Source organism: Providencia sp. PROV129 (genome assembly GCF_028482245.1).
Taxonomy (GTDB): domain Bacteria; phylum Pseudomonadota; class Gammaproteobacteria; order Enterobacterales; family Enterobacteriaceae; genus Providencia; species Providencia vermicola.
On the sequence record NZ_JAMPQD010000017.1, the window covers coordinates 73,920 to 94,040 of the forward strand.

The 20,121-nt window shown below is 42.0% G+C and carries 16 protein-coding genes and 1 pseudogene; 8 read left to right on the forward strand and 9 right to left on the reverse strand.

From position 1 onward, the window contains the following. Positions 1–23: 23 nt before the first annotated feature. The 3 genes from PSF27_RS13220 to PSF27_RS13230 all read left to right on the forward strand — a co-directional run bounded on the left by PSF27_RS13220 (position 24) and on the right by PSF27_RS13230 (position 5,915). Positions 24–2,306, forward strand: a complete 2,283-nt coding sequence (locus PSF27_RS13220; RefSeq protein ID WP_272681632.1) for an inverse autotransporter beta domain-containing protein — start codon at positions 24–26, stop codon at positions 2,304–2,306. Between the two features lie 283 nt (positions 2,307–2,589). Further along, complete coding sequence (locus PSF27_RS13225; RefSeq protein WP_272681633.1) at positions 2,590–4,662, forward strand: inverse autotransporter beta domain-containing protein; 2,073 nt, start codon at positions 2,590–2,592, stop codon at positions 4,660–4,662. Positions 4,663–4,931: 269 nt separating this feature from the next. After that, positions 4,932–5,915: a hypothetical protein gene (locus PSF27_RS13230; RefSeq protein ID WP_272681634.1), complete on the forward strand. Its 984-nt coding sequence runs from the start codon at positions 4,932–4,934 to the stop codon at positions 5,913–5,915. Positions 5,916–6,101: 186 nt separating this feature from the next. Here the strand turns inward: PSF27_RS13230 and rtcR are convergent, their stop codons facing one another. Then, positions 6,102–7,685 (reverse strand): RNA repair transcriptional activator RtcR, encoded by a 1,584-nt coding sequence (gene rtcR, locus PSF27_RS13235; RefSeq protein WP_272681635.1) that lies wholly within the window; start codon positions 7,683–7,685, stop codon positions 6,102–6,104. Between the two features lie 909 nt (positions 7,686–8,594). Here rtcR and PSF27_RS13240 point away from each other — a divergent pair. The 3 genes from PSF27_RS13240 to PSF27_RS13250 are packed head-to-tail and all read left to right on the forward strand — an operon-like array spanning position 8,595 to position 11,756. Then, complete coding sequence (locus PSF27_RS13240; protein ID WP_206086367.1) at positions 8,595–9,719, forward strand: slipin family protein; 1,125 nt, start codon at positions 8,595–8,597, stop codon at positions 9,717–9,719. 2 nt (positions 9,720–9,721) lie between these two features. Then, positions 9,722–10,948 carry an RtcB family protein gene (locus PSF27_RS13245; protein WP_272681636.1) on the forward strand — a complete coding sequence of 409 codons (1,227 nt, stop codon included), beginning with the start codon at positions 9,722–9,724 and terminating at the stop codon, positions 10,946–10,948. 13 nt (positions 10,949–10,961) lie between these two features. Continuing rightward, complete coding sequence (locus tag PSF27_RS13250; RefSeq protein ID WP_206086294.1) at positions 10,962–11,756, forward strand: nucleotidyltransferase domain-containing protein; 795 nt, start codon at positions 10,962–10,964, stop codon at positions 11,754–11,756. A gap of 110 nt (positions 11,757–11,866) precedes the next feature. On the opposite strand, the gene PSF27_RS13255 is transcribed toward PSF27_RS13250, so the two are convergent. The 7 genes from PSF27_RS13255 to PSF27_RS13285 all read right to left on the reverse strand — a co-directional run bounded on the left by PSF27_RS13255 (position 11,867) and on the right by PSF27_RS13285 (position 17,818). Continuing rightward, positions 11,867–12,160: a type II toxin-antitoxin system RelE/ParE family toxin gene (locus PSF27_RS13255; RefSeq protein ID WP_272681637.1), complete on the reverse strand. Its 294-nt coding sequence runs from the start codon at positions 12,158–12,160 to the stop codon at positions 11,867–11,869. A 2-nt stretch (positions 12,161–12,162) separates the two neighbouring features. Next, positions 12,163–12,432, reverse strand: coding sequence for a type II toxin-antitoxin system Phd/YefM family antitoxin (locus PSF27_RS13260; protein WP_206086292.1), 270 nt, complete (start codon positions 12,430–12,432; stop codon positions 12,163–12,165). 180 nt (positions 12,433–12,612) lie between these two features. Continuing rightward, complete coding sequence (locus tag PSF27_RS13265) at positions 12,613–13,035, reverse strand: DoxX family protein (protein ID WP_206086291.1); 423 nt, start codon at positions 13,033–13,035, stop codon at positions 12,613–12,615. 223 nt (positions 13,036–13,258) lie between these two features. Continuing rightward, a complete protein-coding gene (locus PSF27_RS13270) occupies positions 13,259–13,825 on the reverse strand; it encodes a molecular chaperone TorD family protein (RefSeq protein ID WP_272681638.1) in 567 nt (188 codons plus the stop codon). 38 nt (positions 13,826–13,863) lie between these two features. Further along, positions 13,864–14,763 carry a dimethyl sulfoxide reductase anchor subunit family protein gene (locus PSF27_RS13275; RefSeq protein ID WP_272681639.1) on the reverse strand — a complete coding sequence of 300 codons (900 nt, stop codon included), beginning with the start codon at positions 14,761–14,763 and terminating at the stop codon, positions 13,864–13,866. Further along, positions 14,760–15,401 (reverse strand): DMSO/selenate family reductase complex B subunit, encoded by a 642-nt coding sequence (locus PSF27_RS13280; protein ID WP_272539593.1) that lies wholly within the window; start codon positions 15,399–15,401, stop codon positions 14,760–14,762. Before PSF27_RS13280 ends, PSF27_RS13275 begins: the two co-directional genes overlap by 4 nt. Then, entirely contained in the window at positions 15,398–17,818 is a 2,421-nt protein-coding gene (locus PSF27_RS13285; protein WP_272681640.1) for a DMSO/selenate family reductase complex A subunit, read from the reverse strand. The genes PSF27_RS13280 and PSF27_RS13285 overlap by 4 nt, the downstream gene beginning before the upstream one ends. Before the next feature lie 191 nt (positions 17,819–18,009). Between PSF27_RS13285 and PSF27_RS13290 the strand changes: the two genes are divergently transcribed. Both PSF27_RS13290 and PSF27_RS13295 read left to right on the forward strand, forming a co-directional pair. Continuing rightward, positions 18,010–18,783: an AraC family transcriptional regulator gene (locus PSF27_RS13290; RefSeq protein WP_272539594.1), complete on the forward strand. Its 774-nt coding sequence runs from the start codon at positions 18,010–18,012 to the stop codon at positions 18,781–18,783. 127 nt (positions 18,784–18,910) lie between these two features. Continuing rightward, positions 18,911–19,530: pseudogene (locus tag PSF27_RS13295) on the forward strand (flavin reductase family protein). 49 nt (positions 19,531–19,579) lie between these two features. Here PSF27_RS13295 and PSF27_RS13300 read toward each other — a convergent pair. After that, positions 19,580–20,095 (reverse strand): AAA family ATPase, encoded by a 516-nt coding sequence (locus PSF27_RS13300; protein WP_272681641.1) that lies wholly within the window; start codon positions 20,093–20,095, stop codon positions 19,580–19,582. Between the last annotated feature and the right edge of the window lie 26 nt (positions 20,096–20,121).

Here is a 20,121-nt window from a genome sequence, read left to right on the forward strand (position 1 = left end):
TATCCAGCCTAGGAATAGATTTAATGTTTTGCTCTAAAAATAAATTTCCCACCCTTTGTGCCTTATTGATGGCGGTCGGGCCATTAGCTATGGTACCAATATTACCCAGCTATGCAAAAATGCTAACACCAGATGAGCTTCCAATTTTAGGCAGCCCTAACCAAATGGCAGAAAATAACGATGGCGAGCGTAATTTAGCTCAATACAGTAAAACTGCAGCAACATTGATCGCCTCACAAAAAAGTGGCCATGAAATCTCACAAATGGCGCAAAGTTATTTCAGTAATCAAGCTGCTAATGCCGCGATAGAAGAGATTACCCGTTGGCTGTCAAAGGCTGGTAATGTGAAAGTTGGCCTGAATTTCGATCAACAATTATCCCTTAAAAACAGCCATTTTGATTGGCTGATCCCTTGGTACCAGCAAACTAATATGTTGTTGTTTACCCAGCATAGTATTCACAATACAGATGGGCGATTACAAAGCAACAATGGGGTTGGTCTACGTCATTTCAATGATAAGAGCACTGTGGGTATCAATGCATTCTTTGACCATGACCTTTCACATTACCATTCCAGATTAGGCCTTGGCGCTGAATACTGGCAAAATTACTTAAAGCTAAGTGCGAATACTTATTTCCCTGTTTCTTCATGGCGTAGCTCATCTGAGCTACCCCAATCTTATAATGCACGCCCTGCTCGTGGGTGGGATTTACAAGCACAAGGTTGGCTACCCGCTTACCCTCAACTCGGTGGAAGCCTTAAGTTTGAACAGTATGTTGGTCATAATGTGGCTTTAATGGGGAAAAATAAACTGCAAAAAGACCCCATGGCAGCCACTCTCGGCGTAAGTTGGACTCCTTTTACGCTTGTCACCTTTAGTGCAGATCACAAAACAAGCAGTGGATTACAAGATACCAGTGCCAAAGTACAATTTACTTGGGCATTTGATAAGAATTTCATTGAGCAAATAGACCCATCTAAAGTCGGTGAATCACGGCATGTTTCGAATAATCGCTTTGACTTCGTCAATCGCAATAACAATATTGTTCTTGATTATCAAAAGAAAACTGAAATTCAATTGAAACTCGTAGCAAAAGTTCAAGGGGAGGCAGGACAAGAGTTACCACTCGTACAATCAATAACAACTCAATATCCACTTAAAAAGATTGTCTGGAATGCACCTGAACTACTCGCTGCGGGCGGTGTTATTCATGCTTCTGGCCAAAATACTACCGTAAAGTTACCGCCTTATAAAACCGCATCAACCCCTTCAGAAAGTAAAAAATTGAATCGTTATCATTTAAGTGCTATTGCCTATGATATTAACGGAAATGCCTCATCAACAAGTAACACTCTGATTGAAGTCACTGATATCAGTACCGTAACAACTAGCCAGGCGCGTATTCATAGTTTCACTATCGACCAAACAGGCGCTCTCTCCGATGGGAAGTCAGCGAATATGGTCTCAGCTTATATTACCGATGCTAAGGGCAACCCTATAGCAGGTGAAACCGTCAATTTTACCGCTACTTTAGGGGATATTGCGGCTCAAGGTATTACTAATAAAGCGGGGATCATTAAAATGCCTTTGACGAGTATGAAAAGCGGAACAAGTGAAGTTACCGCAACTATCAATGGCCAAAAAGAAACCATTGCCGTTTATTTTGTCAGTGGAACTTTGAAAAAAATTGAGATCCTGAATACTCAGTCAGTCTATGCAGGGAAAGAAATAACGATGTCACTCAAATTAACCGATGTGAATGGCAATCCAGTATCTGGTGCGGATGGGATCATAATGGTCAACATTGGCAATAAACAAATTCCCGTCAAGATCGAAGAAAGTTTCGTTAATCTAGGTGAGTATTATGGGTTACTTTCAGGACAAATGGCTGGTGATTACACCATTTCCGTTTCTTTGAACGGAAAAACATCACCTAAACATACGCTAACTGTGAATCCACCACTAACTATCAGTGCGATTAATTCTGATGGTAGCGGTCCTAAAGGCCAGTTAGGTGTCGTCGAAAACATTGAACTATCAACATCGTCCACTCATCATGTCACCGTTGGTGGTGATGTACTCATTACGGTCACTCTCAGCGATGCCTTTGGAAACACACTTGAAGGTGTAAACCCAAACAATATCGACCTTGGCCACCATAACGCCAATATATTGGGCTGGAATGAAGAAAGTGATGGAGATTATTCTACCTACTTAACACTATTACCATCTGGTGACACTAACATTATTGCTTCAATCAATGGGCATTCAAGCCCTAAGCTTACCGTGTCAGTAACACCTTAGCATCTTAGACACTCCCCCCTCTACTTTAGAGCGGGGAGTAAAAAACTTTATTAATCAAAAGATAGCAACGCCCATTTCGAACGATTCCACAACACGAATACCCTTTCCGTTTAAATCCAATCAATTCACAAGCACAGACCACTATTTACCCTGAAAATAACAGTCTTAATATTGATATCAGGATATATGTTCGATGAATTCCCCTTCGTCAAAATTGAACTCAAAACTACCGAGCAGTTTAATACTCTCTACGGTAATTTGGTTCACGGCTATTGGGCTAATAGTGCCAAGTTATGCCCAAATCGCCTATTTAGACGATTTACCTACGCTAGGTAGCAATGCCTTTCAATTTGAGGGAACCCAATCAGGAGATAGCACTGAACGTTTTTTAGCAGAATATGGGCAAAATGCAGCAAACTTTGTATCTGAAGAAAAAAAACAAAAAAAACTTGCAGATATGGCACAAGATTACGCTCGCCATAAAGCCGCAAATATCGCTACTGATGAAATAACACATTGGTTATCTAAAGCAGGTAATACTAGGCTAAATATTAACCTTAATGAAAAGTTATCAATTAAAACCTCTCAATTAGATTGGCTAGTACCTTGGTATGACCAACATGACTTTTTACTATTTTCTCAGCACAGTATTCATCGTACTGATGGTCGTCTGCAAAGTAATAATGGTATTGGATTACGTCATTTTCATCAAAATAGCATGGTCGGGATAAATGCTTTCTTTGACCATGATTTATCCCATTACCATTCGCGCTTAGGACTTGGTTTGGAGTATGTTCAAGATTACGCTAGGGTGAGTACGAATAGCTATTTAGGGCTATCGACTTGGCGTAGTGCATCCGAATTAGCCTATAATTATTATGTACGCCCAGCCAACGGCTGGGATATTCAACTTGAAGGTTGGCTACCCGCTTATTCTAATTTAGGTGCTAACCTAAAACTTGAACAATATTACGGTGATGACGTGGCTTTATTTGGTACAAATGAACGCCAGAAAAACCCAATGGCTGCTACCGTCGGTGTCAACTGGTCTCCATTCCCCCTCCTTGCTCTAAATGTAGAACATAGAATAGGTAATAATGGAGCAAATGAAACAGGTGCAAAAATTGCGTTCAACTGGTTGTTAGGGAGAAGCTTAGAGCAGCACCTTGATACTTCAGTAATAGAGGCTAATCGTCATATTCCCAACAATCGCTATGACTTTGTTAATCGTAATAACAATATTGTGTTGGAGTACCAGAAGAAAACCTTAATTTCGTTATCATTACCGAAAGTTATTCAGGGCGTGACAGGAGAAGAACGCTCTATTATCCGCAACTTAACTACTAAATATCCTATAGAAAAAATAGTTGTAGATGCCCCTGAATTGATAGCTGCTGGGGGAAGACTCCACCTTAATGGAATAGATAGTTCAGTAAAATTGCCGTCTTACAAAATTACCAACAACGCATTAAAAAACCAACAGCTCAACCTCTATCGCTTAACCGTGACGGTTTATGACACGAAAGGCAATGTTTCACCACAAGTGGAAACGTTAATTGAAGTAACTGGCACAGGCGCGCTCACTATCACTCATGAAAATACCAAGAAAAGAAATAATGGTATCGCTGATGGTAAGGACGCAAATACATTCGCCATCGTAATTAAAGATCCTCTTGGTCACCCTGTCCCCAATGCGAAAGTCAACTTCGTATTGCCTGCAAATCTTAGATCTATTGACCAAAAAAATACGGGATATTATTCATTACTTAATCATTTTATGTGGAAAGCCAAAGCTAAAAAAGCGGTTTCTGAGCAAAAATATAACATTATCGCCAATGATAAAGGCGAGGCATCCATACTATTTACTACTTTTATATCAGGAAGTTATGTAGTAAAAGCAAACACTGAGTATGGCCCAGAAATTAATGAAATGTATCACTTTAAACCCGATATTAGTCAGTCATTTATTAGTAGTATTGATATCATTCGAAACAATGTAGCGGCAGATGGGATCAGTAAAAACAAAATCAAACTGCGTATTATAAATAATAGCCGACAAAGCATTGCTGGTGCACTTGTTCACTTTGAAGCCTCAAATGGCATTATCTCACCAGCTAACCTGACTGATGAGTATGGAAATACGGAATTAGAGATCAGCAGCTTAGTTGAAGGTTCCATAGATATCATTGCTACCTTGAATGGCGATAGTAGAACAATACAAGTGAATTTTCTAAAGTATGCACCTACCTCATATATTCAACCAAGCACAGAGAGTCTTTTCAAGCCCTCAATAAATGAGCAAAACAGACATACATCGTTAAGTTTATTAAGGGAACTATTTCAAAAAATTGGATAACACTACTTGCGATAAAATAAGTTTAATTTATTTGCTCTCTCAGAGGCAAAATTTGGTTCTTAACATTTTTTAATTCAACTCGCCAGTTGATGGATTTATTGGATATATGCACAGTACTGTTGCTTTTAACATTGCCAGTAAAAGCCTTCCACTCCACGTCTTTCCATTTTGGAAGTTCCTCTTCTGTTTAAGTCAGAGTAATTCACAAGCTCTTACCTATATAAAAATTCAACAATAACCGAGTTAATATAAAACTAGGAATAAATTGAATGAACCCCGCTACGTCAACGATAAAATCCACACTGAGACACAAGATTTCAAATGGTTTTGTCCTCTTTACGACAATATGGTCTTCAGCCATCATACTCGTTATGGCTAGCCATGCAAAAATGCTAACTTCTGATGACCTGCTAACACTGGTGAATATTCCCGTACTAACAGATGATAACAAGGTAGGACAGTTTATTACTGAATATAGCCAAAGCGATGCAATAGATGATGTCCATGTGAGTGCAAGTGGCATTGCATCAATCAAGAAAAGCACACTGATTGAGCAGCCACTGAATAACTCAAACGAAATGGGTCAACAAGGCAGGAAAGGCGTTATTGACAAAGTGGCTATCACGCTTGATCACAGTCACCGTTTTCAATCCGGTAATCCTCTTGATATAACGGTAACGGTGACTGATACCTTTGGTAATGGCTTAGCGGGCTTAAATACCGAGAATATCGATATCGGTAAACACAAAGGTAATACCTTAAACTGGATGGATAATAACGATGGGTCTTACACCACTACTTTGACATTAACAGACGTTGGGAGCAATGATTTAACGACCTTCATCAATAGTACCCGTAGCCCTCTCACTGCAGTACAGGTTAATAACGCAGCAGGAACATCCCATGTTGATAAGGTGAAAATCACTAACATAGAAAAGCGGGTGTCTGGCACAGATAGCATTGCGATTATCGAGCTAATCGATAAATATGGCAATTTGGTGACCAGTGAAACTGAAATTACCGTCAATATTGATGGGCAAGCCTATACACGTCCAGCGAAAGAAGGAAAAACGGGTATTTATCATGTGACATTACCTGAGCTAAAAGCAGGCAATCACAATATTAACGCGAGTGTGAATGGTAAATACTCAACTGACACAACCTTAGTCGTCAGTCCTCTCCAATCAAGTCGAAAAAATCAAACTGAACAGGTAGAAAAAATAAAAAAAGCATTATGGGCCATATTGTCATAACAGCGGTGATCAATTTGAGATGGCTCAAAAACTTTAATCTCGGCAATTAATGGCTATCTCCCTGAAAAACCATTTCAGGGCGCCTCAGGTTAGAAAGTCACGAACACAACAAACCGTATCTACCAAACCATAAATCTCAGCCTCAGCGGAGAGATTTATTTCTGCAATTTAGCAATATAAAGCCTCTTAACCGTCAGCTTTCACACTATCCCAATCTAACCCAAATTTCGCCAAATATTTTCGTAGTCTATCTGCATCATTGGGTTGTTTTTTCTGTTGCCGAGATACCGCAAATAGTGCACGCCCCGCCTCTGAAAGGGATGAAGAACGGCGGCACACATCCAGTACTGTGGCTAACTGTTGTTGGTCGAATAAATCAATTTCACCCACGTGTTTAGGTAATGGATTGCTTGATTTAACTTGCCACTGGGATTGCAAACGTTCAATTTCCTCTTCAGCTATCGACTTGGTGACCCGCCCTTTTTCAGCAAATGTTGCCATTCGGCTAATCGATGCCCCCAGTTCGCGGAAGTTACCGCGCCATAACGCCTGTTCTGAGCACGCAAATTTCACATACACGTTGCGCGCTTCGCTATCAAAACGGATTTGGTTTTGCGCATCTTGGCTGAACTTCACAAGCTCATAATCGATATTCGGCTCAATATCTTCACGGCGATCGCGCAAACCAGGTAAAGCAAACGTCCACATATTGATGCGGGCGAATAAATCTTCACGAAATTTCCCCTCTTCAACCTGTTGCACCAAGTTGCGATGGGTTCCCGCAATCAATTGAAAATCACTGTGAATTTCTTCATCGGCGCCATAAGGGAAAAAACGTTTTTCTTCGATGGCTTTAAGCAGCATCGCTTGCTCATCAAGGCCGAGCTCAGCGATTTCATCGAGAAATAAAATGCCGCTATCCGCTTCTTTTAACAGCCCTTTTCGGGAGTTTAACGCCCCCGTAAATGCCCCTTTCACATGGCCAAACAACGTCGACATGGCATTATCACCGCGTAACGTGGCGCAGTTCACTTCCACAAACCGCCCTTTCACTTGGTGACGGCTTTCACGCAATTGGTAAATTCGTCGAGCCAGAAATGATTTCCCCGCACCTGTCGGGCCATTCAATAAAATAGGGGCTTTTGAACGTAGCGCCACCCGTTCAATTTGCTCAATCATGGTATTAAACGCGCTGTTACGCGTGGCAATACCTGATTTTAAAAACAAAACTTGCTGCTGTTGCTCTTTTTGGAAGCGACTAGTGATATGGGTGTAACGGCTTAAATCAAGGTCAATCACCGTGTGAATACCCATCGGGTCTTTTTCCCTGCCCTTTTCACTGGGTGATGTTTGAATAAGTTTAGCGGGCAAATAATGCGCTTCAGTTAATAAAAACCAACAAATTTGTACCACGTGCGTCCCTGTAGTGATGTGCACAAGGTACTCTTCGTTATCCGTATCAAAGGGGTAACTCGCAGAAAAATCGAGCAGCGAGGTATACACCTCCTCGAAATCCCACGGATCTGCAATATCCACCTCATGCAATACGACCTCCGTTTGCGGTGAGGCTTGCTCGATATCCTCTTTAACACGCTGCGCCATCGAGTAGTCATTGACCTGATGAATCAATTCAAAGCGACCAATATTGATATTCGGCTGTTGGCATAGCCCCACAGTTGGACGCCATTTGGTCCAGCGATTGGCTTTTTTACCTCGCCTGTCTAATACCGTGCCAAGCACACCTATCACAACCTTGCGTTTCTCGTTCATGATTTATATAAATTTATAAAATACGATATAAAAAGATAATAAATAGCCTAATTCATTTTCTCTCTCATTGTAAGCAACATTTAGCCAAAAAATAATTAGTCTTTATTTTTCATTAAGATAAAAATATTTTTCACCTCATTTAAAAAGTTGGCACGCTTCTGGCAATTATAAATTTATCCACTGCCGGAAAATGTCTGAACTTCGCGTTCAACCGGTGCAGACATGGTGGCTGTTGTCACTACATGGTCTGTATGCCGCCGTCGGTAAGATACCTTGGTAATAGCCTAGCTATCAGGTTCGACTCCTGAACTTAAAATACGATTCCAAACGTAAATAAAACCTAGCTGAAGTTTAGCTAACAACTGGCACTCGAGAGCCTCACCGAGTGATGAGCAGAAATTTAGACAGCCGATCTGGCGCTCTTTCTTTCCCCTCATAACTTCGTTTTGTTCTTCAGCGCCAGACACATAAATAAAAGGAAAAATAATGAAAAAAATAAATGTTGCTCAAGGACTTATTGCACTAACGTCAAAAAATGGTGATTTCAAACAACTGTTAGTGGCAGGCGAGCACCGCGTACAAGATTGGTTTAATAAACTGACGGTTTCATTTTTCACATTAAACAATGAACCGATTGAAGAAAAACTGGCAAATCATTTGCGCCAATTCCATATGGATTGGGTAAATACGTATTGTGTTGATATTAATTTATCCGATGATGAAGTCGCTTTTTTATACTTACATCATCATTTAGTTGAAATTATCGCGCCACAAACACGCCGTTTATACTGGAAAACCAACGATGATTTACGTATCGAAAAACATAACGTGACCCAATTAGCCATGACCAATGAATTAACAGATCATTTAGTGCACAAAAAAGGGGTTAAAGGCCGTGATTTATGTGTAATGGCGCAAATTTTTGCGGGGCAAATTGGCCTGCTCAAAGTGGATGGTGAAATAAAAAGCCTGTTAGAAGCGGGAAATTACGGTTTTTGGTCAGTTAAACAGAAGCCTGAGATTCAAATCATTGATGTTTGCTCACAGTCCATTGATAAACCAATTGATTCTGTGCTTGCTGAGCAAATTCGCCAATATCACCCAAATTGGGTAGCCTCCTATGGCGTTGATATTGATTTATTAGATGATGAGATTGGTTTTTTATATTCACACAATAACTTGGTTGAAATTTTATCGCCAGCAACGCGCCGTCTGTACTGGAAATCTGGCAATACACTGCGCGTCGAAAAACAAAAAGTGGGGCATTTAGTGTTACCAGAAGCCTTAACACAGCGCTTAGCCGCGAAAAAACGTATCAAAGGCAGCGAGCTGTGTCTTGTCGCTCAAATACCCGCTTGGCATATTGGCGTGTTAAAAATTGATGGTGAAATCACGGGTTTACTTGAAGCAGGTACGCACGGTTACTGGCGTGTAGAACACACGCCTGAAATTGACATTATTGATACGCGTTTACAATCACTGGAAGTCAGCGGGCAAGAAATCTTAACCAAAGATAAAGTGACGTTGCGCATTAATTTGTCGGCTAACTGGCGCTATGCCGATGTGCTACATGCATTTTCTCAATTGAGTCAGCCAGTAGAACATTTATACCGTGAATTACAGTTTTCATTAAGGGAGATCGTGGGCACCCGCACACTGGATGAACTATTAGAAAACAAGCAGTTAATCGATGAACTCATGCTAATGCAAGTGGTGCAAAGTATTGCGGAGTTTGGCTTAGAGGTCGACAGCATTGGTGTAAAAGACATTATTTTACCAGGCGAAATGCGCACTATATTGTCCCAAGTGGTTGAAGCTGAAAAATCAGCACAAGCTAACGTGATCCGCCGCCGCGAAGAAACGGCCGCCACGCGTTCGCTGTTAAATACTGCCAAAGTGATGGAAAACAACCCTGTTGCGCTGCGCTTAAAAGAGCTCGAAACCTTAGAAAGCATCGCACATCGAATCGACCAAATTTCCGTTTACGGTGGATTAGACCAAGTATTAAACGGATTGGTAAAAATTAAGGAATAACAATGAGTCATAATAATTTCAATCAATTAATTCAAGAAACTGGCGTACCTGTAAAAATGTGGACTAACGGCGTTCCTGTTGATCCGAAAGCGGTAACACAATTGCAAAATACCGCCAAGATGCCCTTTATTTTTAAACACTTAGCAGTAATGCCAGATGTACACGTAGGGAAAGGATCAACCATCGGGAGTGTGATCCCAACCAAAGGAGCGATTATCCCTGCCGCAGTGGGAGTCGATATCGGTTGTGGAATGATTGCAGTGCGTACATCCCTAACCGCGTCTGATTTGCCTGATAGCTTACAGAATATTCGTTTTGCTATCGAAGCCGCTGTGCCGCACGGACGAACGACTCATCGACACGGACGTGATAAAGGCGCATGGCACCGTACACCAGATATTGTGGATACCCATTGGGCGCATTTGGATGAGGACTTTAAACGTATTTGCGATAAGTACCCAAAACTACGTGGGACTAACCATTATAACCACTTAGGAACGCTGGGAACGGGGAACCACTTTATTGAACTGTGTTTGGATGAGCAAAATCGTGTATGGGTGATGTTACATAGCGGGTCACGCGGAGTAGGAAATGCGATAGGTAACCTATTCATTTCATTGGCACAAAAGGATATGCAGCAACATATCGCTAATTTGCCAGATAGGGATTTAGCGTACTTTGAAGAAGGCAGCGTGCATTTTAATGACTATATGGAAGCCGTGGGTTGGGCGCAGGATTTCGCCCGCCATAACCGCGAAGTGATGATGCACCGTGTGTTGGAAGCACTTTCACGTGAAATTCCAAAACCGTTTACCACCCAACAAGAAGCGGTAAATTGCCACCATAATTATGTGCAAAAAGAGCTACATTTTGGTGAAGAAATTTTGGTGACACGAAAAGGCGCAGTGTCTGCTCGAAAAGGCCAAATGGGGATCATTCCAGGGTCAATGGGAGCGAAAAGTTTTATTGTGCGCGGACTGGGCGATGAAGAAAGTTTTTGCTCTTGCAGTCACGGTGCAGGCCGTGTGATGAGCCGAACTGAGGCTAAAAAGCGTTTTTCAGTCAGCGACCAAAAAATGGCAACTGCGCACGTTGAGTGCCGAAAAGATAGCGATGTGATTGATGAAATTCCAATGGCATATAAAGACATTGATGCCGTAATGGCAGCGCAATCATCATTAGTTGAAATCGTGCATACCCTACGCCAAGTGGTGTGTGTGAAAGGTTAAAAAAGGAGAAAGCATGGAAACCAACCGTGGAAGCGTATCCGTGCTAATGAAAGAACGGATATACCGTACCTTAAAAGACATAGAAGAAAGTCACCACGTTAAAGTTCTTTTTGCTTGTGAATCAGGCAGTCGCGGTTGGGGCTTTGCCTCCCGCGACAGCGACTATGATGTGCGATTTATCTATGTTCATAAATTAGACTGGTACTTAACGCTAGACCCCAAGCGGGATGTCATAGAGAAACCGATAGATGATGAGCTGGACGTTTCTGGCTGGGAATTATCCAAGGCTTTAAAATTAATGCGTAATTCAAACCCCGCATTAATAGAATGGCTACATTCCCCTATTGTCTACTTTAAAGACAATGATTTTTTTGCTGAGCTAGAGCAACTTGCTGCAAGATTTTATTCACCATTAAAGTCTAGATATCATTATTTATCAATCAGTAAGCGTAACTTACATACGGATTTTAAAGGTAAAGAAGTCAAACTTAAAAAGTATTTTTATCTGCTTAGAGCCGTTTTAGCACTGCGTTGGATAGAAATGCATAAAAGTATGCCACCGATGGCTTTTTCAGAATTAGTGACTGCAACCGTTACCAATAAATCTGTGTTGGCAGAAATTGAAGCACTGTTAGTGATAAAGTCGAATGTCGACGAAAGCCATTATGGTGCAAGGCGCCCTGCGATAGATGCGCTAGTGATGGAGACCGTTGAACGCGCTGAGCGTTTGGATTTTCCTGAACCTGCATGTCGAGACAGCAGCTTGTTAGACCTATTTTTCCGCGAAACTGTGTTGAAAAATGACTAATTCAACAGGTTATTGTTCAAAAAAGAAGACCATCAGAAAATCTTGATGGTCTTCTTTCAAAAGCAATATCAAATACCTAATGAAAATTGACTTATCGCAAAAACGAATTTTTATAAATGAGAATGGGGATCTTGCGTATGATGTAATACTGCCAGCACCTCAATACCTTCAGGCGCTTTTCGATAATAAATAATATGACTTTCGACAGGGAAGCTGAAAATCCCCAAATACAAATCTTCACTGCGATCACGCCCAAGAGATGGCTGGCTCGCGAGTATGTCGGTCATTGTCACTCGTAATGAGTTAGCATAAGCCTCTGCAACATTAGCCCCCCATCTACGCATAGAATAAAGCCTAATTGAGTGGATATGGCCTTTCGCTTTCTGAGTAAACCTAACGCTCATCCTTAAGCCTTATTATCAAGTTCATCCCTAGTTAATGGAGCAAATACATCATCAATACTATGAAATTCCCCGCGCTCTGCTTGCGAAATAGATTCAGCCAAAACCGCTTTTAAGTTCTGTAATTTTAACTGCATTAACTGGTCATATTCATCAGAAGAAATAACAACAGCAACACGCTTCCCATGTTTACTTATTTCAACAGGCGCACGTTGAACTTTCATCAATAAATCACCAAATTGATTTTTAGCAACTTGTGCGGAGATCGTTTCCATACATCACCTACAGGATAAAATGGCTTGTTTAGTCATTATAGCTAAAATGGCTTAAATTACCAATAATGCAAAAGTATCGCTCACCTTGAATTCCCAGTACGTTAGACAAAAAATAAGACCATCAGAAAATCTTGATGGTCTTTTCTCAAAGCAATGTCAAAACACTTAACTAAAATTTATTTATCGCCAGCATGCATTGCGCATCACTGAAAATCGTCCTGAGCCCATAAATGCCAATGCAATGGCACTTAAGAAGAAATACACAATACTTTCAATCGCCCATGCCCCTGTTTTATCCAGAACGAAGGTTTTATCTAAACCAATCATCAGCCATGCAACAACCATGGTAAACGCCACTAACAATGCAGATGGACGAGTTAATATCCCTAAAATAATAAAAATAGGGGCAACGACTTCGCCTAGAATAGTGCCGTAAGCGATAAATTCAGGTAGACCGTAAGAAGCCAGTAACGCCTTGATACCACTAGCACCTGTCATTAACTTGCTCATTCCATGGAACAGCATTAGCCCGCCCACAGAAAGACGTAACAGTAATTTTCCCGCATCTTCATGGGACAACAGCCGATTAAATAGATTGACCACTTTATACCCCCTTCGCTGTAAACACCTATCATTAAGTAGTATGACGTAAAAATGTATTATGGCTTAGAAAATTAAAGTGGGAATCATTTTAATTTGCATTTCTTATAACTAAATCAATTTTCATTTAATTATAAATTGTTAACTATTTCCTCATTCAAATATTACGTTTAATTAACCATTTAACATTCAAATATACTGAATTAAAAGTCACATTGATAAAAGACTAGCGGCATGATTTAACTGTGACTAGCGCTAACTCAGTTAATGGCGAATAAAAAGAGTTTGGCATTGTTCTATTTAGTTGATGGTAAAACTGTGGTAACCAACTTTCCAAATGGTCAACAAGTAATTCTTTTAATGCACGCTCTCTCACCTCTGACGCTAATACCGCTGCCTGAAATAACATTAAACCAACATGGTCTGAAGGTTCTGGGTAACGTGTTTGCACTTTTAACCGCTCGCGTTGTAAAAATGCACTTAACGCTTGCGTTGAAGAACCTTGCAATACCCCCTCAGGGTCGAGATACACCGAGCCCCAAGGTGGAGCGGGTAATGTATTGAGGCCAATAAACAAATCAGCCCATTGCTTATGTAATTGTTGCCGTTCAATATTTAAAAACTGCGTGATTTGATGGCTCAATTGAGGACTTATTTTACAAGGCCATTGTTCAGCAAAATCATCCAATTTAAAAAAGCTTAATGCATAGTGACTTGCATCATCATTGGGCGAAAACAAATAGCAAGTCCCCAAAATATTAAAAGCCGCTGCGTAATGTGAAAAGTGGATCATAATGACCAAGACTTCCTAAAAAATGAATCACAATTGCCTTAAATATGAATAGAGTAAAAGCAATAACGCAGCATAAACTCAGCAACAATCGCACAGGCACACCCCAGCACTAAATAGCCCTGACCGTTTGAAGTTAATACCTCACTTGACGCTGTGCGCATACGACGGAATATACCAACGCCTAAAACTATCACCGCTAACATTCCTACCACCCAGCTGGTCATACGTAATGACCAAATCGCTTGATAAGCATGAATAGAATCGATAGGAAAGGTTATCGACTCATTGTTATAACTCGTGTGGACAAGGTAACTTTCATAAGCGGGTTGATAAACCAGGCGAATAAATAAGCTCCCCCCTATAACTGCCCATAATATCCACAGCCCGCGGGTCGGAATTTGTACCCCAGTGCTACCTGCTTTAAAACGCAGTAATAAACTGATTAATAAATAATAACCCGCAGCGCCAGCCGTTAGCATCGTGCCGTAGAACATCAGATAAGTATTATCATTCATCCACGTTAACATTGATGTATAACGATAGATTGACGCCATAGCATATACATCACACAGCCCTGCAATAATCGCCATCCCCAGTAGCAGATAAGACAATTCTTTTTTAAACCAAAGCCATAAAAAAGTGAGTCCTAAAAATGTAAAGTAGGTGGCAGTAAGAACCACTTCTCGACTTAGCCAAGAGGAAAAAAGATTTAACAACGAATTAGGTGCATTGAGTGGCACACCTAAGTGAGTAATCGAAGATAATAATCCTACCCCCGCAAAGACACAGGCCACAAATAAATACCACAAGAAAAATTGCGAATTAATTTTACCTGCAAACACCGAAGACAGTTTCTTTGCAGAAACGCCTAACATAATGCTTAACCCAATAGATAACTGCATCAAAAAGGTGAATAACAATAATGGCCATTCGTTCATTTGGTTTCTCCTTGTGTGTCTTGAGACTGACGACCAGAACCTTGGTGTGGGTGAATAACAAGGTTAGGGTGTGTAATCGAGGAATCTGGTAACCCTCGTACATCCGCCAATTCACCATAACGTTTTCTGAGCTCGTCAATTGGGCCAAACTGAATTGCACCTAATGGGCAGGTTGCCACACAAACGGGTTGCTCACCTTTGAGCTGCAGGTCAATGCAAAAATCGCATTTTGACATTTGTTGTGTCTCAGGGTTCATCTGCGGCGCGCCATACGGACAAGACCATGCACAGGTGCCACATCCAACGCACTTGTCCGTATTAACCATCACAATGCCGTCACCTTCGCGCTTATGCATCGCGGTGGTCGGGCAATTTTTGACACACATAGGGTCGGCACAGTGGTTGCATGAAATAGATAACGTATAGGCAAAGACATTATTCACCAGCCCCCCTGTGCCGTTTTCGATAAACTCACCGCCAGTTACTTCGTAAACACGGCGGTATTTGCGCCCGACGTCGAGGTTGTTTTTATCTTTACAGGATACCTGACACGCTTTACAGCCAGAGCAGCGTGCCGAATCGATATAAAACCCGAGTTGTTTGTCACTAACTGCGGGATAAACGTGGAATTTACTCATGCTTTTGTTACCTCCACCAATAATGTTTGATGGGCATTTCCGTGAGCCATTGCCGTGCTACGCGCTGATGTTAATACGTTGGCGCACCCACCTTGGTCGATACCATTTTCATCAGGCTGCCACCATGCACCTGCTTGCAGTGCAACGACCCCTGGCATAATGCGCTGAGTGATTTTTACTGGCACTTGTGTTACCCCACGGTCATTGTTCACTTTGGCATAATCACCTTCAGCAATGTTTCGGCGCTTAGCATCAATTGGATTAATCCATAGCTCTTGGCGCTGGACTTCTTGCAGCCATGGGTTAGCAAATTGCGTTGAGTTGGCGCGATTTCGGCCTTTCCACGTAATAAGCTGCAGCGGGAAACGTGTCGTTAATGCATCTTCTGGCCCTTCAATCGCTGGGACATAATGAGATAACGCTGGAATATCAACATCATGACGCTCATACAAACGCTTCGAGAAAATCTCAATTTTCCCAGATGGCGTTTCAAATGGGTGTTTTTCAATATCATTAATGTTTTTTTCAAACGCCACATGCCCGATATGCGGTTTGTGTTTCAGTAAATGACGACGTTTTACCAACAGCTCATCAAAGGTAGGAATTCCATCCTCAGGGCGTTTTTGGTGGGCATCGTTAACGAGATGTTCAATCCACTGTTTTTCCGTTCGGCCTTCACTGAATTTTTCACCTACACCGAGTTTTTCAGCCACTTCACACAACCACTCATAATCACTGCGGCGTTCAAACTCTGGCTCAATGACTTTTTCAGATAAAATAATGTAGTTACCCGTTCCCCAAGTTCCCCCCACATTCCAGCGCTCTAAAAAACTGGTTTCGGGCAGTAAAATATCGGCATATTTGGCACTCGGTGTCATATATAAGTCGCTATAGACGATAAATTCCACCTTGCTTTCATCCTCCAGCACTTTGGCGGCGTGCAATATATCGGGATTTTGGTTGGTCATATAATTACCCGCTAACGAGAAAATCATTTTTATCTCGGTATCGAGCTTTTCGGCATTTTTCAGGCCGTTATTTGGTGTGACAAGGCTTTTATCTTCACAGGCTTGAACCCAATTGGTAATGTTGATTTTCGCCTTAACTGGGTTTTCGAATAAGCTTGGGCCCGCCAACGTTTTGCGTAAATCTGGCGTAACGGCCATACCATACCCCGCAGCCCAACCCCCTTTCACACCTACATTACCCGTGATAGTCGCTAATAACGTTGCACCACGCGCTGAGCGCTCGCCGCAAATATGGCGTTGAGGCCCCCAACCTTGCATCAATGCTGCAGGTTTAGTACCCGCATATTCACGTGCTAACTGGCGGATGGTATCTGCGGGAACTTTGGTTATGGGTTCCGCCCATTCAGGGGTTTTCACTACCCCATCTTTTTTGCCCATTAAATAAGCCACCAATGACTCATTTTCAGGCACACCATCAGGCATCTGGTGCTCATCAAAACCGACTGTATATTTATCAATAAAGGCTTGGTCATGGCGATTTTCACTGATGATCACATACATCATCGCGTCCATCATCGCGTTATCCGTAGTTGGTAAAATGGGGATCCATTGGTCAGCTAATGACGACGCAGTATCAGAATAGCGTGGGTCGACAACAATAAATTTGGTGCCATTTTTCTTCATTTTTTGGAAATAATGATTGGAATGCCCAAAAATGGTTTCATTGGGGTTATGCCCCCATAAAATCACCAATGGAGTATTTTCCAACGTATCCAAAGTACTGCCACTCGCGGAAGTTCCATAGGTATAAGGTGTTACCGCCATGGTGTTGCCATTACTGACCGAGTGGTAATTCTCTAAAAAACCGCCTGTGATATTGAATAAACGGCGTAACATGTTCGCACCAGAAAAAATCCCCCCAGTAACCCCAGTACTTAAGCTAACAAAGCGTGAAGCGGGGCCATATTGTTCATTGATTCGTTGCATGTTACTTGCGATCAGCGTGGTGGCTTCCTCCCAACTGATCCGCTCAAAACGCCCTTCTCCACGTTTACCAACACGTTTCATTGGGTATTTCAGCCGGTTAGGGTGGTAAACAAATTTCCGATAACTACGACCACGCACGCAGGCACGCATGATTGGCATATCTTCATCAAGATCAGCATCAGGTCGAGTGCTAATACGCGTGACAACACCTTCTTTAACATGCGCACGAATATCGCATTTCCCACCACAGTCAAAACTACTGCAAGTGGAAACGACGCGTTCCCCTTCATTATTAATCGTTTTTGTTGGAATGATATCTGGGTTTTCTGGCGTTGAAGCAACCGTATTTGCGGCTAAAAAAGGGACAGCCATGAGTGCAGAGCTGCCCTGAATAAACCGACGACGGGTTAAAGGTTCAATCAGGCCGACTTGCTCATCATTCTGATTGTTGTAATTTTCCATGATAACTCTACCTCAGGCATACATTGGGTTTCCGCGCTAGGGTAATCATTTTCCGTTTTACCAACTTTCGAAAAACAGCCAAAGAGATCGGAATTTCAGCCAACCATGGAAAACATGTGGTTATATCAATAAAAATTGCCTATATTCGAAAAAAAATCATTATGTTTGTATTTCAGCCAAGAGGAATTTCCATGAGAAATATCCCCCTTAAAACCGTTGATTCGGTTCCACGTGATGTTCTCGCGATCGGAACTGATTACTTACCGAATGTGTTACTGGACTCTCATGTTCACCGCCGCGCACAATTTTTATATGGTGCAACAGGTTTGATTGAAGTGAGCACAGATGATGGCGAGTGGGTTATTCCTCCAGATAGCGGTGTGTGGATCCCCTGCAATACGCCCCATGAAACCCGCATGCTAAATGTGAGTACGCGCAGCTTGTATATCGAACCCGCAGCGGCACCACGCAAAGGGAATAAATGCGAAGTGCTCCGCGTTTCACCATTACTTCGCCAGTTATTACTGGAAGCCGTCGATACGCCTATCGAATATGACCTTCATGGCCGTGATGGCGCCATGATCCAATTGATCTTGCACGAAATTGAGCGTGCGGAGCCTTTACCATTTTATGCGCCGATCCCACGGGATGAGCACCTCGCCCATATGTGTCGTGAATTTTTAAAGGCGCCTCAGATCACCTCTCTTCCCCAAGAGTGGGCAGCGAAACTCCATAAAAGTGAGCGTTCTTTTAGCCGCTTTTTCGGAGCACAAACGGGATTGTCTTTCTCAGATTGGCGCCAACAAGCTTGCTTGCTCAGTGCCATCACTCATATTTCCGCAGGAAAATCGATTACCGAAGTGGCTTTTGACTTGGGTTACAGCAGTGTCGGGTCTTTTTCCACCATGTTTAAAAAGTGGCTGGGACAAAGCCCTTCTAGTTTTATCCAGCGCATTGGTGAGTAATATCAGCCTATTATTCACTCATTGCTATCCGCTGACTGCTAACTTTATGCGTTCATTGCATTTTTCATTTTTTAACCTTACGCCAGCCCCTATTATCCGTTAGGATAAAACAAAAAAGGAGCTTGCAATGACAACCAAATTCTATAGTTATCAACCAACTAAAGGGCATGGACTTCCCCATGATCCTATTCCATCTTTAATCGGCCCACGTCCTATTGGTTGGATCTCAACCTGTGACAGCCAAGGCCGAACCAACCTTGCTCCTTATAGCTTTTTCAATATTTTTAACTATTCCCCCCCATTTTGGCCTTTTCCAGCGTGGGTAAAAAAGACTCTGTCACCAATGCCATCGAAACAGGGGAATTTGTCTATAACCTTGCGACACTAAGCCTTGGTGAGCAAGTTAATATGAGCAGTGCCACCCTTGAGCGAGGGGAAAGTGAGTTTGCTTTAACACAACTTTCCACCCTACCTTCAACATTGATTTCGCCACCACGCATAGCACAAACTCCCGTCTCGATGGAATGCGTGGTCACTCAGTATCAGCAACTTAAACGCGCTGATGGCCAATTACTGGATACGTGGATGGTCATGGGAGAGGTTGTCATGGTGCATATTGATGAATCCACCTTAACTGATGGGCTTTATGATTGTGCAGTGCAAAAACCGTTGCTACGTGCAGGTGGCCCCGCAGATTACTATTGGATTGAACAACAACAAAATGTGAAGATGTACCGTCCAAAATAATCAATATTTTCAGCAGTCTGCGAACAAGTTAGACCGCTGAAAATATCACCTATTCAGGATAAAACTGGCAATTTAATTGTTCATCTGGCGCAGGGTAAGAAAAATGTGCGGTGATTAAATCAAACTGTGTGTCTGAGGTGTGAAAAGGGTTTTCACCTGTTAAATTACGCGCTGCAAGGCGTGCTTTGCACTCATCGTTATCAACCTGTAAAACGTGAAAAACATACGGTACATTCGATAATTGGGCGAGTGATTTTAGCCATTGGCGCTGATTTGGTGTATTGGCAGGGAAATCCATCACGACCGTATTACCTGCCTCCATCAATTGCTTGATATGTTTTTCCAACACCTTTTTCACCAAGGCGCTTTTAGCGATATAGTGTGAAAGCTCTGTGATTTCATTGGGGTACAACGTCGAAAGCCATTCATCTTCACTCAATAAAACCGTTCGAGGCTGCTTAGCTAACTGTTTGGCGAGAGTTGACTTCCCAGACGCAATTTTCCCACAGAGAAAATGCAAACGAACTTTGTTATCAGAGAGTTGTGGTGTTCCAGTTAAATTCATATATGTTTCCTTGCTGATGATTTGAC